This is a genomic window from Acetatifactor muris (assembly GCF_024623325.1).
Lineage (GTDB): Bacteria > Bacillota > Clostridia > Lachnospirales > Lachnospiraceae > Acetatifactor > Acetatifactor muris.
The window spans coordinates 40861-56425 of the sequence record NZ_JANJZD010000014.1 but is presented as its reverse complement, the minus strand read 5'-3'; the positions used below and the strand labels follow the sequence as shown (position 1 = coordinate 56425).

10 protein-coding genes are annotated in these 15565 nt (G+C 51.5%); 6 read left to right on the top strand and 4 right to left on the bottom strand.

The genetic code is table 11. The features are described from left to right. Nucleotides 1-95 precede the first annotated feature (95 nt). Nucleotides 96-950: a helix-turn-helix transcriptional regulator gene (locus tag NSB25_RS14460; RefSeq protein WP_103238952.1), complete on the bottom strand. Its 855-nt coding sequence runs from the start codon at nucleotides 948-950 to the stop codon at nucleotides 96-98. A gap of 365 nt (nucleotides 951-1315) precedes the next feature. On the opposite strand from NSB25_RS14460, the gene NSB25_RS14455 reads away from it, so the two are divergent. The 6 genes from NSB25_RS14455 (at nucleotide 1316) to NSB25_RS14430 (ending at nucleotide 10012) form a co-directional block, all read left to right on the top strand. Next, the gene (locus tag NSB25_RS14455; protein ID WP_103238950.1) at nucleotides 1316-2437 is read left to right on the top strand and encodes a hypothetical protein; all 1122 of its coding nucleotides are present in this window, start codon (nucleotides 1316-1318) and stop codon (nucleotides 2435-2437) included. Next, nucleotides 2434-3357, top strand: coding sequence for an ABC transporter permease (locus NSB25_RS14450; protein ID WP_330406076.1), 924 nt, complete (start codon nucleotides 2434-2436; stop codon nucleotides 3355-3357). Before NSB25_RS14455 ends, NSB25_RS14450 begins: the two co-directional genes overlap by 4 nt. A 272-nt stretch (nucleotides 3358-3629) precedes the next feature. Beyond that, a complete protein-coding gene (locus NSB25_RS14445) occupies nucleotides 3630-4568 on the top strand; it encodes a carbohydrate ABC transporter permease (protein ID WP_242982358.1) in 939 nt (312 codons plus the stop codon). Between the two features lie 9 nt (nucleotides 4569-4577). After that, nucleotides 4578-6248 carry a DUF3502 domain-containing protein gene (locus NSB25_RS14440; protein ID WP_103238949.1) on the top strand — a complete coding sequence of 557 codons (1671 nt, stop codon included), beginning with the start codon at nucleotides 4578-4580 and terminating at the stop codon, nucleotides 6246-6248. Nucleotides 6249-6567: 319 nt separating this feature from the next. Beyond that, nucleotides 6568-8121, top strand: coding sequence for a serine hydrolase domain-containing protein (locus NSB25_RS14435; protein WP_103238947.1), 1554 nt, complete (start codon nucleotides 6568-6570; stop codon nucleotides 8119-8121). Between the two features lie 166 nt (nucleotides 8122-8287). Next, entirely contained in the window at nucleotides 8288-10012 is a 1725-nt protein-coding gene (locus NSB25_RS14430; protein ID WP_172455020.1) for a CocE/NonD family hydrolase, read from the top strand. 76 nt (nucleotides 10013-10088) lie between these two features. On the opposite strand, the gene NSB25_RS14425 is transcribed toward NSB25_RS14430, so the two are convergent. The 3 genes from NSB25_RS14425 to NSB25_RS14415 all read right to left on the bottom strand — a co-directional run bounded on the left by NSB25_RS14425 (nucleotide 10089) and on the right by NSB25_RS14415 (nucleotide 15504). Further along, complete coding sequence (locus NSB25_RS14425; protein WP_103239106.1) at nucleotides 10089-13649, bottom strand: 2-oxoacid:acceptor oxidoreductase family protein; 3561 nt, start codon at nucleotides 13647-13649, stop codon at nucleotides 10089-10091. Between the two features lie 179 nt (nucleotides 13650-13828). Next, entirely contained in the window at nucleotides 13829-14746 is a 918-nt protein-coding gene (locus NSB25_RS14420; protein WP_103238945.1) for a SufB/SufD family protein, read from the bottom strand. A gap of 35 nt (nucleotides 14747-14781) precedes the next feature. Next, entirely contained in the window at nucleotides 14782-15504 is a 723-nt protein-coding gene (locus NSB25_RS14415) for an ABC transporter ATP-binding protein (RefSeq protein WP_103238944.1), read from the bottom strand. Nucleotides 15505-15565 lie beyond the last annotated feature (61 nt).

Sequence of the window (15565 nt, the reverse complement as noted above, 5' to 3'; positions counted from 1 at the left end):
GCTTTCCGCTCTGCGCATATAACTGTCGCAATATGCCGGGCAGTCCATAAGAATCCTTTTCAAAATAATTTCCATATTCATCCCTGAGTTCCTCATTACCCCGCCCCATCGCCCCCAATCGTGCCATATAGCTTCCGGTACTGACTGGGGGAAATCCCATGACGCCGCCGGAACTCCCGCGCGAAATGCTGGCGGTTCTCATAGCCCACCTCCAGCGCTACTTCCAGAATATCCTTCCGGGTCAGGGTCAGCAGGGCGGCGGCTCTGTCAGCCCGCACTGTATTGATATGGGTGGTGATTCTGCGGCCGGCGTATTTGGAGAACAGCGACTCCAGGTGAGAGCGGCTGACTCCAACGGCACCGGCGATCTGTTGAATGGTCAGGGGTTCACTGCTGTGTTCGGCAATGTATTTTTTGGCCTCGCTGATATAATGGATTCCGGCCGCTTTCCGTTTTGTGAAAAAGGTCCGGGACATCTTGATATATAAAACTGTGAGAAGTGCCGTCATCATGATATCTTTCTGGGGCGAGGGGGCATGGAATTCCCGAATCAGTTCGTTTATGGTGGAGGAAGTATTTTCCTGATCATAAAGGATACAGTAACGATTTCTATAATTCATAAAACCGTCTATTATATCGTTGTTCTGACACAATGTATCCAGATCCAGATGAGCAGAATTCTGAGAGGGCCGGAAATGCAGGCGATAGACCAGATTGTTTTCGCCGGAGGGAATCTCCAGATCGTATTTCACATATCGGTGAAAATAGACTATGCTTCGATAGGCCGCCTTGATTGTCCTGTCAGAAACCTTCACATAGCAGGACCCGTTTGCCACATAGAGGAGTTGGTTTTCCGTATCTGTATCCTGACCTGGCAGATTGTGCCGGTCACGAAGTGTATCGCAGGCAGTCATTTCCATATAAAAAGGCAGATCATTTCTTCGCAGCATCGTGAAATCCTCATCTAATAGTACTCTTCGTTTTTCTCATTGTAGCACAGCTTGGAACGTTTTTGAATGTCAATTATTTTTGCCTGGATACATACAGGCAGGCGCTGAACTAATGTTAAAATTTTATAGTACAGAAAGGGCACAGCAAATTCAGCTTTCATCCGACGCAAGAAAAATGTAACTGTGCAGAAGTTACTTCTGTAATTATAGAATTCAGACAAAAAAAGTAAAATATGTTCCATATGTTTATCAAAATCATCTAATATGTTACGCGCAGAGCCGAAATCTATCTATAATAATATACAACAGCAGAACAAAACATAAAAAGAATACAAACAGAATATTTGCAAGACAGAAAGGAAACCATGGAGAAGCGAGAAGCCTGTGCAGAAATAAACAGAAGACTGGAAGAGGCATTAGCCGGAGAGAACCCGGGAAAATCCTGGAAAGAAGCACATTTACGGGACTTTCGGGCGGCGGTGGAGACACTGTCCGGAGGAAGCAATACAGTGATTGTGGATGACTGGGGTCTTCCTTCCGTTATGGTCAGGATTGCCGCGTGCAGAAACAGCGACTTGCTGGAAAAAGGGTCGGAGGCCATACATCTGGCATTCTACTCCAAAGGAGTGATGCAGGAGGAAATATATATTTCCAAATTCCAGAATGTTCTGATCGACGGCAGAGGATATTCACTGCCACTGAGAACCCCGGCATATGGAATCAATTTTGAACAGGCTCTGCAGGCCTGTCGGGGCAAAGGAGCCGGATGGAATCTGACTCCCTTTGCGCTGCGGGCGGCACTTGCTCTGGAAACGAGAAGGAAAGGCTTTTTCCCTCATGGGAACAGTGATAACGGTGTGGATTACCTGTACAGAGAAGAGCATGGGGAATCGGAGGAGGAAGGTGTGGTGCGGACAGGATCCGGTCCGGTCACCTGGTCTCATAATGGCGGCAGAGACGGAATCTATGACCTGACGGGAAATCTGAATGAATGGGATGCAGGGCTGCGTCTTGTGGACGGAGAGATCCAGGTGATACCGGATGGAATGTGGATGCAGGAAGACTGTACCATGGGAGAAGACTGCTGGTACTGGAGAAGCATTACACCGGAGGGAGAGCTGGCGGAGCCCGGTGTCCCAGGCGCCTTGAAATATACTTGCGGCGAGGATGGAATTCTCCTGACAGCCGGAGGACAGACAGGAAAGGATGCCACAGGGAACTGTGCATTTGGAAATATAAGGGCGGAGGCAGGACTTCAGATACCCGAGCTGCTGTATTCTCTGATGTTGTACCCGGAGGAGAAAGAGGGGTATGACGGCTGGCGTTGGATAAAGTCCGGTGGGGAATGCCTGCCCTTATGCGGCGGGGGATATCGGGCGCTGGATCATGCGGGAATCTTCTTTGTGGGGCTTACCTACCCCAGAACTCACAATTATAATCTGACCGGTTTCAGAAGTGTCTATGTAAAGCCGGGGAACGGGAGGTGAGGGTTATCAAAAATTTTGCAAAAAAGGTTCGGAAGAATAAGATTCTGCTCCTGATGCTGCTTCCGGCAGTTGTGTATGTTATTATTTTTTCCTATATTCCCATGGGCGGAATCATTGTGGCTTTCAAGAGATTCAGCTTCACCAAAGGGTTCCTTGGAAGTCCCTGGTGCGGCCTGGAAAACTTTCGGTTTCTCTTTATCTCGGACAAGCTGTGGACGCTGATGCGCAATACATTGTTGTACAATATAGCGTTTATTACTGTGGGAATCATTTTGGAGGTTGGATTCGCCATCATTGTCAATGAGCTGGGCAGCAAATGGTTTAAGAAAGTGTTTCAGTCCTTTATGTTTCTTCCCTTTTTTATATCCTGGGTGGTGGTGATCGCCATTGTGGATGCCATTTTCGGATACGATTCCGGGATTATCAACAACCTGCTGCAGAATCTGGGTATGGAGAGATTCAACATCTATGTGAACGCGGCGCCCTGGCCTTTTCTGCTGGTATTCTTCAAGGCATGGAAACAGACAGGCTATGGCTCCATTGTCTATCTGGCGGCCATAACGGGAATGGATCAGGAGATTGTGGATGCGGCGGAGATTGACGGGGCAAATATCTGGCAGAGAATACGCTATATCACCATTCCCAGTCTGAAACCTACCATTATCATTATGACCTTGCTGGCCGTCGGCAATATCTTCCGGGGAGATTTCGGCATGTTCTATCAGCTGATCGGGAACAACAGTGTACTGCTGGAGGTGGGAGATATTCTGGACCTGTACATTTATCGGGCAATGGTGTCCAGCAGTAATCTGGGTATGGCAAGCGCGGCAGGCTTTTATCAGTCAATCCTCTGTTTCTTCACCATTCTGGTCGCCAACTGGATGGTCAGGAAATATGATCCGGAGTATTCGCTGTTCTGATACCGGCCCTGTTGGTTTATCCTCTGCTGATAGCCGAATACCGTGAGGGCAGATACGAAATCCAAAGGCAGCGTCGGGTAATCCATGAAAAACCAGGTTGAAAAGCGGACTCAACCGAAACCAGACGGTAATGGCAGACAATCTATAAAAAACTGAGCTGAAAAAGGCTTCGGCCGAATCCAAAAACAAGTCAGGTAGTCCTTAAGAGCTGAGCAGGAAAACAGAGTTGAAAAAACTGGCTCAACCGAAACAAAGAATCAGGAGGCGCAGGTATGATGACACATGAAAAAATGGGAAAGTCCCCAAGACAGAAAACAGAAATCAAAATGTCCCCGGACAGAGTGGTTTTCAGCGTGATGGGATATTCGTTGGTGTTTCTGTTCGGAATGGCCTGCATGATCCCCTTTTACCTGATTCTGATTTCTTCTTTTGCGTCCGAATCGGCGCTGCTGAGAGAAGGGTATCGGCTGCTCCCTTCGGAATTTTCACTGGATTCCTACAGATGGGTTTTCCGGAATCCTGCCAGAATTCTATATTCCTATCGAAACACGATTTTTGTCACAACAGTGGGAACATGTCTGTCCATTGTCCTGGCTACCATGACGGGGTATGTTCTGGCCAGAAGGGATTTTCCCTGGAGAAATACGTTTGCCCTGTTTTTCTTCTTCACCACGCTGTTCAGCGGCGGAATGGTACCCTGGTATATTCTGTGTACCAAATACCTGGGCTTTAAGAACAATTATCTGGGGATGATAATGCCAATGGCATTTTCCGTGTGGAATATGATCATTTCCAAAAACTTTATGAAAAGTATTCCTTTTGACATCGTGGAGTCCGCTAAAATGGATGGCGCTGATGATTTCTGGATTTATATCCGGCTGATGATGCCGCTGTCCAAGCCGCTGACAGCGACGTTGGGATTGTTTTCAGCGCTGGCATACTGGAATGACTGGTATAACTCCATGCTGTTTATTACCAATAAGGATATGCAGAGTCTGCAGTACTTCCTGCAGGAGATGCTCAGCAGCATAGAAGCACTGAAGCAGCTTGTGGCGAAGGGAGAAATGGATGTTGTGATGTATGAAACTGTCCCTCAGGCAGGGATGAAAATGGCGATGACCTGTGTGGTTACGGGGCCGATTATATTCCTGTATCCGGTGATACAGAGGCATTTCGTAAAAGGACTTACGGTGGGAGCCGTGAAAGGATAGGAGGTCAAAATGAGAAAGAAGGCTGTATGGAAACAGATGACAGGGGCACTATTGGCCGGAATGCTGGTATTGTCCGCGGCAGGATGCGGCGACCGGGAAGGGGGAGGAGGTCCTTCGTCGGCGGGAAGCCAGGAAAGTGCCGCAAATGCCGGCAGTGAGAATGTGGAGAGCTCCGGAGACAGCAATGAGCAGGAAGGACAGGCGGACCCGGACAATCCCTGGGCAAACCTTGACCTGTCCGAACATGAGACGGTAAACTGCTATGTGGTAGGTGCATTGGGAACAGACTGGGAGAGCGTCACTCAGAAGGCGGTTGCACTGATAGAAGAAAAGACCAACACAACCGTGAACTTTGTACATATTCCCTGGTCGGATTTTCAGGCAAAATACAATGTGTTCCTGGCAGGGGACGAGGATGTGGATATGATCTATGCCGCTTCCTGGACAGGCTTTGCGGATTATGTGAGAAGCGAAGCGTACATTCCCTTTGATATGGAGTTCGTGAAGACCTGGATGCCGCTGACCTATCAGTATCAGCCGGAAGAATCCTGGGAGACAGCCACTTTTGACGGGAAGATTTACGGAATTCCCCCTGCAGCCTCCTGGCTGGGCGGGAACGGCTATGTGACCACACAGGATTTGCTGGATAAATACGGATTCAAGGCGGAGGATATTAAAAGCATGGATGACCTGGAGGAATACATGCTTGCGGTGGCTGCCGGGGACAATGAAGGACTCTTTGCCTTTAACCCGCAGAATTCCTATCCTCTGGACAGCGATCTTCTGGGACATCATACCTTCGGCATGGATGCAGGCAATATTACTTGGATGTTGTACAACTATGACTATAATAAACTGGAGACAGACGAGGCCTTTGACCCAGACAAGCTGGAATGGTTTGCGGGAACACAGAATTACAGGGATTTCGTGCTGAAAATGGCCAAATGGAACAAGGCTGGTATCTTTCCTGCCAATGTGATGGCCAACGGTACCATGCTGAATGACAATTTCGCGGAGGGGAAATCCGCAGTCATGGGATCGGATCCTTACGGAGCCAGTACGCTTCGGCAGACTATGAAGGAGCGTGGAAAAGAGGTAGTCTATCTGGATTGCTCCTTTGATGACAAGAGCGTGAGCATGAGAGGCGGCTATTACGGCTATACCACCTGTTTCCCGGTGTCCTCTAAGAAAATGGAGCGCTCCGCGGTGGTTCTGGACTGCATGAAGTATGACGAGGAGGTGCATATGCTCCTTCTGGGGGGGATTGAAGGAGAGCATTATATTCTGGATAAAGAGACCAATACCCGGGACCTGGGGCCCAGGGCAGAGGCGTATCCCTGGGGCGGATGGCTGTACTGGATTCAGAATAACGACGATCCTTCCGCCAAAATTGATGAGGACCTGCAGAAATATCAGGATAAATACCTGGCGGCGGAGGTCTCGATGGATAACTTTCCTGTGAGTGGATTCAGCTATAATGGAACACAGTATGAAGCAGAGCTTGCGGTGCTGAATGCGCTGTTCAACGAATATCGTTTCTCCTTCTGCTTCGGAATCTACCAGGACGATACGGAAGCCAAACTGGATGAGTTTATCCGGAAGTGTAAAGAGGCGGGAATCGATGAGATCATAGCGGACTACAAGAAACAGGTGAAGGAATACGTTGAAAGCCGCAAATAAACAAAACATAAACCGGCACGGTCTGACGTTTTTGTCCGAACTGTGCCGGTGAATGTGGTAGAAGGGAAGTCCGCATCGGGGAAGAGGAGGACGACAGCAGGGAAGGAGAAGGCAGTAACAGGAAAGGGAAGGCCACACCGGAGAAAGGAAAGTCTATTCTGGGAAAAAGGAAGTAATACTGAGAAAGGGAAGATGGCAGCAGGGAAAGGGAAGTCTATGCCGGAAAATCAAAACGATACCGAGAGAAAGATGGTGCCGGGAGGGAACATGGGACAGAGAAAAGAGAAGTTGACGCTGAGAGGAAAGCAACACAGGAAAAATGGAAGATGATGTTAAGAGCGGAAGAGGATACGGAAAAGAAAATGATATCGAGGAAAGGGGAGTACATATGGAGAGAAGAGAATTACCGGAAGTGACACCGGAATCTGTGGGGATAAAAAGCCGTGACATTATACAGTTTGTGAGAGATTTGGAAGCCTCCGGAACGGAGATGCACGGTTTTGCGATTCTGCGGCATGGACAGATTGCGGCAAAAGGCTGGTGGCAGCCCTTTGCCCAGGACATTCCCCACGGTGGTCAGTCATTGACGAAGACCGTTACGGGGACCGCGTACGGCATTGCGGAAAAGGAGGGACTGCTGTCGCTGGAGGACAGGCTGACAGACATTTTCCCGGAATGTGCGGATGGCTGTGCGGGTCCTTACTGGGGACAGATGAAAGTGCGGCATATCCTGACAATGGCGTCGGGAATGGAGACCATGCCTTCCGTAAAGTCTTCTGAATGGATCAGAGAGTTTTTCCGGATTCCCATCATTCATGAGCCGGGCACAGCATTTTATTACAACAGCATTGCGTGCTCCATGGTGGGGGCCTGCATTACCCGGAAGACAGGACTGGGACTGAAGGAGTATCTGACACCCAGACTGTTCCGGAAGCTGGGGATCAGTGAGGACAGGGTGGGATGGCTGAATCATCCGGACGGTTCTCAGAACGGAAGCGGCGGAATCATTACTACCACCCTGGATAATGCCAGGCTGATGCAGCTTTATGTTCAAAAGGGGAAATGGGAGGGAGAACAGATTCTCTCTCCGGCCTGGGTGGAGTTCGCCACCCACATGCAGAATCCCACGGACGCAGAACATCACAGAGGATACGGCGGCATGATGTGGATTCGGGATAACAGCTTTTATGCCGATGGCGCCATGGGGCAGCTGGCGGTGGGATTCCCGGAGAACGATATGGTCATCTCTCTGCATCAGACGGTATCCACGCCGGAGGCCAATCAGAAGATGACAGATGCATTGTTTGCTTTCGGACAGAAGGAATATCCGGACAGTCTGCCTGAGGATGAACAGGAGACAGAGAACCTGCGGAATTTCTGCAGAAAGCTGTCTCTGCCGGTGCCGCCCTGTTCCGGATTTTCTCCCTGGCAGGAGAAAATAGAGGGAAAACGGTGTGAGATACAGGAAGGAAAAGCGGCCTTTTTCCCGGAGGATGTGGGGGACATTTTCAACGAGGAATATCATGATTATGCTCATGCCTTTACGTTCCGCTTTCCCAGAGAGGGATTGCTTGTGCTGGAGGTGGAAAGCGCCAGTGGAAAGCATCTGGTGCAGGCAGGCATGGAAGGCAGAGGCTGTGCCAATGAGGTGAAGGGAAAGATTCCAATGACGGCGGCGGTGCTGTCTGCACGCTGGAGAGAGGAAAGTATCCTGACACTGGACATCCGATGGCTGGAAAACTGCCGGACCAGGGAGCTGGAATTCCATTTTGGAGAAGAAGAGATTACAATACGCTCTATCCAGCAGAAGGTAGGCGGATTTGATGTGCCGCCGCTGGAGGCGAAGGCGGTGTGGAAATTCTGTGCGCCGTAAGGAAGATGTAACTGTCCGGACAATGGTTCCTACAAAGTCAGAATTGTAAGGTGGAGTAGAGCACGTTTTCCGATCTGTCAGAGACAGGAAAGAAAGAGTGCGGTTTTGTGCGGATTGCGTCGTTTTGTGAATGACTGTATATTTACAGAAAAGTGAGGAATGGAAAATGGAAAAAAGAGGTAATGTGAGAATCTGGTATGACCTGCCGGTACCCATGCGGGACGGGACCATATTGTATGCGGATGTCTATCGGCCGGATGACGATGAGAAATATCCGGCGATATTAAACCGGACACCTTATCATAAGGAGGATAACTGTCACATTGTGGACGGTTATGTCCATGCACTGAAGCTTGCCGGTTACGGATACAATGTGGTGATTCAGGATGTGCGGGGCAGCGGCTGCTCGGAGGGAATTCTGGACCCGGCAGGCAGCCAGATTGAGGACGGTTACGACACTGTGGAATGGGTTGCGGCCCAGGAATGGTGCGACGGCAATGTAGGAATGGTGGGAGAGTCCTATCATGGCTACTCTCAGCTGGCGGCGGCTCAGGCGAACCCGCCCCATCTGAAAGCCATCTGTCCCTTTCAGACATCGTGGACCAAGTTTCCAGCCCTTTACTCCTTCGGCGTCTTTTCCAGCGTGCTTTTCGGCTGGGTGTACGGAGAAGCGCTGGGCAGGGAAAAGTTCTATCCGGGAGCCCTTTCCCAGGAGGCCAAAGAGCAGATGGAGGCCTGCGGCAGGAATATGGACGAGCAGCTGATGTGGCTTCCCATCAAGGATATGCCGGCGGCGAATGTGCCTGGCGTTCCCGGTCTGGATTTCCAGGGAAAGCTGCTTGAGAATATTGACAATCCGGAATATCTGAAGAAAATCGGCAGAGCGGACGCTTTCGATCAGGTGCAGGTGCCCTGCCTGAATCTGACCGGCTGGTATGATTTCCTCCGGGATAAAACCATCTATAATTACATGAAATTTCGGACGGAGGGCGGCTCGGAGAACTGCAGAAACCACAGTAAGCTGATTGTGGGGCCCTGGAATCACGGGGACAGGCTGCCCGGCGTCATCGACGGGGTGGATTTCGGACCGGAAGGTTCCGGGGATGCCTTCGGAATTACCGAAGTGTTCAGAGACTGGTTCGACTGCTGGCTGAAAGGGAAGACCACGCCCTATGTGGAAGGCGCACCTATAAAGCTTTTCATCCTGGGGGACAATGTGTGGCGTGACGAATACGAATGGCCGCTGGCCAGAACAAAATATGTGTCCTACTACCTGCACAGCAAAGGCCATGCCAATACCTTAAACGGAAACGGTGTCCTGTCGGAGACTGCGCCGAAGGAGGAACCCTGTGATCAGTATCTGTATGATCCTTCCAATCCCTGTCCCAGCGCCAGCCCGGATCCGGGAAGATATCTGATTCAGGATCAGCGCCCTCTGGAGGCAAGGGAAGATGTGCTGGTCTATACCACGGAAGCCTTCCGGGAGACTGTGGAGATAACAGGGCCTCTGAAGGTGGAACTGTATGCTTCCTCCGATGCCGCCGACACCGATTTTGTATGTAAGGTCAGCGTGGTACATCCCGACGAAAGGGCTTACAGCATCGGATGTTATCTTGTCCGTGCCAGATTTCGCAACGGTGAAAAGGCGGAGTTCTTAACTCCCGGGGAAGTGACCTTATTCCATATTGAAGTGGGAAATATTGCCATGAAACTGCAGGCCGGCTATCGACTGAGACTGGATGTCACCAGCAGCCTTTACCCGGATGCGGACAGGAACCTGAACACAGGAGGAAGAATCGGATACGAGACGGAGATGAAAGTGGCTCATCAGAAGATTTTCCACACTGCGGAATATCCCTCCCGGCTGATTCTGCCGTTTATTTCCGTGTGATGGAACGGAGCCGCCATAAAGGCGGCCCCGTCAGATATCCGGACAAAGAAAAGGGTGGGAACCCGATTTTGAATTTTTATAAATGCTGCTGTGCATCCGGGCTTTCTCCAGGTTCAGGTGCATACAGTGCCTCCAGGCCCTTCAGATATTGATATTTCTTCTTAGCCTGTGCCGCAGCCTTCCGGAACAGTGCCTCCGCTTCTTCGGGACGGCTGCGTTTCAGCGCGCCATAGCGGATTTCGCCCTCCAGAAATTCATTATAGTCAAGCTTTGGCTCTCCGCTGTCCAGTATAAAGGGATTTTTGTTCTGTTCCCGCAGTGCCGGATGAAAGCGGAAGAGATGGAAATAGCCTGCGTCCACGGCCTTTTTCGCCTCGTGAGGTGTGCTGCCCATTCCCGCGCGGATACCGTGGGCGATACAGGTGGCATAGGCAATAACCAGGGAGGGGCCCGGGTAGGCCGCGGCCTCCGTAATGGCGCGTATGGTCTGGTTCAGGTCCGCGCCCAGAGCGACTTGCGCCACATACACATTGCCGTAAGTCATGGCCATGGATGCCAGATCTTTTTTAGCGGTCTGCTTGCCGCCCACGGCGAATTTAGCCGTGGAACCAATGGGCGTCGCCTTGGATGCCTGACCGCCGGTGTTGGAGTAGACTTCTGTGTCAAGGACCAGGATATTGATGTTTTTGCCGCTTGCCAGCACATGGTCCAGGCCGCTGAATCCAATGTCGTAAGCCCATCCGTCTCCGCCCACTATCCACTGGATGGTGAGCGTATCTCTGTGGCCGTCCGCACTGCGCCTGTCCGCCGCTTCCCTGGCCATCAGCATACCGTAACCGAATTCTGCCGCGTCCTCGAACAGGGAATTGGACCAGGCGGGACCATGTCCCTGTCCGTCCAGCGCGTATGCGCAGGAGGGTGCGGAATTCCCCCAGATGGAACTGCAGCCTGTGGCGTTGGCAATATACATCCGACTGCCGAAAAGCTGGGTCAGCAGTTTCACATAGGCGGTTTCTCCACAGCCGGCGCAGGCCCCCGAAAATTCCAGGAGAGGGCGCAGGAACTGGCTTCCCTTTAAGGTGTCCGGACGGAATTTGTCTGCGGCTTCTTTACAGGGAAGGAGAGGCTTACAATAGTCGAAGACAGCCTGTGCGTCGGAGGAATCTTCCCCGTCTTCCAGTTTGGTTACAGGTACCATTTCCAGAGCCTTGGATGGTTCTTCTCCGGGCTTCTTCGGCCTGCCCGGGCAGATTGCGGCGCAGGTGCCGCAGCCGGTACAGTCGGTGCGGGAGACAGTAATGGCAAAGGAATAGCCCTCCATTCCGAACATGGGAAGGCTTTTCATACCTTCCGGGGCGTCGGCAAGCTGTTCTTCGGTCAGTGCCGCAGGGCGGATTACCGCATGGGGGCAGACATAGGAACAGCGGGTGCACTGGATACAGTTTTCCGGTTTCCAGACGGGAATCTCCGTGGCCACACCCCGTCTTTCATGGGCCGTACTTCCGGGCGGCGTGTAGCCGTCAGCATAGGGAAGGAAGGCGGATACGGGAAGGCTGTCGCCCCTCTGGTCAGTAACCGGCTGCTGGATGTGACGGACGAAATCCATCATTTCCGGCCGGTCTGGCAGAGGGGTATTATCCAGAGCGGCTGCTGCGTCCGGGTCGTCTGCAGAATGCCTCCAGCCCTCCGGCACTTTGACTTCAATTACTTCAGTGAGTCCGCGCTCAATGGCCTGTCTGTTCATTTCCAGGATATTTCCGCCGCTTCTTCCGTAACTTTTCTCCGCCGCTTCCACCATCCACTGTTTTGCCTTTTCAGATTCCAGAAGTCCGGATACTGCAAAAAAGGCCGCCTGGAGAATGGTGCTGATTTTGCTGTTCAATCCGATTTCTTTGCCTATACCCAACGCATCGATGACAAAGAGACGGATGTGATGTTCTGCCAGATAGGCTTTCATGGACTTGGGCAGGTAGGATTCCAACTCCCTTATCTGTTCTGTTGCCTGTTCCGTTGCCCCTTTCGTCGCTGCGCTTTGTTCCCGGTCCCGCTGCAGCCGGGATGCAGTTTGGCGGAAATGATAATTCAGCAGGAAAGTACCGCCGTCTTTCAGCTCCTGAACCATTTGGTATTTATGCAGATAGACAGGGTTATGGCAGGCCACGAAATCAGCCCTGTGAATCAGGTAGGCACTGCGGACAGGACTCTTCCCGAAACGCAGGTGAGAGATGGTCAGGCCTCTCGATTTCTTGGAATCGTATTCAAAATATCCCTGGATTGTCATATCCGTGTGACTGCCGATGATTTTCACAGCATTTTTGGTGGCGCTGACAGTGCCGTCTCCGCCCAGTCCCCAGAATTTGCAGGAGATAATATCCGCGGGGGCTGTGTCCTGAAGGTCAGGAACGTTGAGAGACAGGTGCGTGACGTCGTCCAGGATCCCCACCGTGAAAGGTGTCTGGCTGTGATTTTCATAGACGGCTGCAATCTGAGCGGGAGTAGTATCCTTGGAGCTCAGGCCGTAACGGCCCGAGAAAATGCGGATACAGGAGGCCGCCGCCTTTGTCTGCACTGTACCGGAGACGGGAATGCCGCACCCGGTCAGCGCCGCGACCACGTCCAGATACAGAGGTTCTCCGGGAGCACCTGGTTCTTTGGTGCGGTCCAGCACTGTGATCTGCCGCACACTTCCCGGCAGCTTTTCCACCAGATGTCTGCCGCTGAAGGGGCGATAGAGATGGACAACGATGAGCCCATACCTGTGATCAGGTACACTGTCAATGTATTCTTTTATGGTTTCGCAGACGCTCCCCATGGCTATGATGACATGTTCCGCTTCCGGAGCGCCGTAATAGTCGAAGAGTCCGTAATGAGTACCCAGACGACTGTTGATTTTGGTAAGCTGTCGTTCCACGATTTCCGGCAGTGCCTGGTAGCAGGGATTGGATGCTTCCCTGGCCTGAAAGAAAATGTCGGGATTCTGGGCCGATCCATATACCTTTCCGTGTGAAGGGTGAAGAGAGCCGGTGCGGAACCGTTCCACGGCGTTCCTGTCCAGCATTTCTTTCAGGGTTTCATAGTCCCATACCTGTATCTTGTGGAGCTCATGGGAAGTGCGGAAACCGTCGAAAAAGTTGAGAAAGGGAATTCGGCCTTCCACGGCTGCCAGATGAGCCGCAGGGGAAAGGTCCATGACCTCCTGAACGCTGCTCTCCGAGAAAATGGCCATTCCCGTCTGCCGGCAGGCATAGACGTCGGAATGGTCTCCGAAGATGGAGAGCGCATGGGTGGCGATGGTTCTGGCTGCCACATGAACCACGCCGGGGAGCAATTCTCCGGCGATTCGGTATAAGTTGGGCAGCATGAGCAGCAGTCCCTGAGAGGCTGTGAAAGTCACGGCCAGAGAGCCGGCCAGCAGTGCGCCGTGTACTGCTCCGGCCGCGCCTGCTTCCGACTGCAGCTGAGAGATGACAGGTGTCAGGCCGTATATATTTTTTCTGCCGGCGCCGGCCCACTCATCACAGAGCTCCGCCATGGGAGAGGAGGGCGTGATGGGGTAAATGGCGGCCGTTTCGCTGTAGGCATAGGCAACATGGGCGGCTGCCTGATTGCCGTCCATGGTCTGAGTTATACGCTGTATTTTTTTCATTTTGTCCGGCATACAAGTTCTCCATTTCTTAAAATGTTTTATAATGCAAAATACCCTTCGGGTACAGATAGTTTGTACTATCTTGTCCCGGAGGGTATTAAATTATTCGTTATAAGTAACAGTTCAGACAGGGCGCTGAATGGTTGCCGTTATAAAACAGTCTGCAGAGATTACTTTAAAAATCCATTGACAATCTGTGCTTCGGCTTCCGCCTCCGTCAGGCCCAGCGTCATCAGCTTAATGATCTGATCGCCGGCGATCTTGCCGATGGCGGCTTCGTGAATCAGTTCCGCGTCCAGATGATTGGCGGTTATCTCGGGAACTGCGCTGATTTTGGCGCTGTCCATAATGATGCCATCGCATTCGGAATGTCCTTTGCAGCGGTTATTTCCGTTGATTTTGGAATAAAAAATCTGTCTGGAATCATCTCTCGCCACGGAGCGGGAGATGATATTCGCACTGGATTCCGCTCCCTCCAGGTCTACCTGGAAGGAAGTCTCCGCAGTCTGACTGCCGTGGGTCATCAGCTTTTCTGTGACCACAAGTCTGGCCCCGTCCGCCAGCTTTGCACCGGTAAACCTTTTGGTGGAATCCACACCTTTAATCTGTACGGTCTCCATTTCCATGAAACTGTTCTCCCCCAGTTCCACCTTTGTCTCGGGATTCATGATGCGCCCGCCTCTGCCGCCGCCGGTGCCATAGTGCTTTTCCACGTATTTCACATGGGAATTTTTACCTATATAAAAGCTGTGAAGCCCGTCATGGCGGCTGTCGCTGTCACCGCTGTTATGAATGCCGCACCCGGCTACAATGGTCACATCGCAATCGTCCCCTACATAGAAATCGTTATAAACCATTTCTGTCAGCCCGCTCTGGCTTAAAACCACGGGGATGTGTACACTTTCCTTTCTGGTACCGGGCTTGATGATGATATCAATCCCCGATTTATCCGTTTTGGTCACGATATCAATATGTGCGGTGGTAGCGCGGTCCACGCTTTTTCCGTCGGCGCGGATATTGTAGGCGCCGGCAGGCATTTCATGCAGGCCTGCCACCTGCTCCAGCAGATTTTTCTGTATCTCGTCCATAATGATTTCCTCATTTCTCAGATTTTTTGATTTGGTTACCGCTGAAAATATTTACAGCTTTCCGTACCTTTCAGCAGCTCGGGCAGGATATCTTTTCGCTGTCCTCTGGCCTGCACAGCCCCTTCCGCCAGCACCACGATTTCGTCCGCTATATTCAGAATCCTCTCCTGATGAGAGATAATGATCAGAGAATTCTCCGTTTCCCGATGCATCTCTTCGAAGACCTGAATCAGATTGTTGAAGCTCCAGAGATCGATGCCCGCTTCCGGTTCGTCAAAAACGGATAAAGGGGTGTTGCGGGCAATGATGGTTGCGATTTCAATTCGCTTCAATTCGCCGCCGGAGAGGCTGGCATCCACATCCCGATTCACATAGTCCCTGGCGCAAAGGCCTACTTTTGACAGATAATCGCAGATAGAGGGAAACTGTATTTTTTCTCCTGCGGCCAGCCGGATCAGATCGCTTACCTTGATCCCCTTAAAACGTACCGGCTGCTGAAAGGCGAAACTGATGCCCAGACCGGCTCTTTCCGTTATGTTCATCTGCGTAATATCCCTGCCATTATATAGAATTCTGCCCGATGTGGGCCGTTCCATGCCCATAATCAATTTTGCCAGCGTGGATTTGCCGCCGCCGTTGGGGCCTGTTATGGCGATGAAAGCATGATCTTCAAAGGTCAGGCTTACGTCTCTGATAATCTCTTTCTGTGTGTCGGCATCATCGGATACCTGAAAACAGAGATTTTGTAATTCCAGCATATGTGTCCTCCTGAAGCCGCCGTATTCGGCAGCTTTTGCGTATTTGCCAATTTACTGCTTC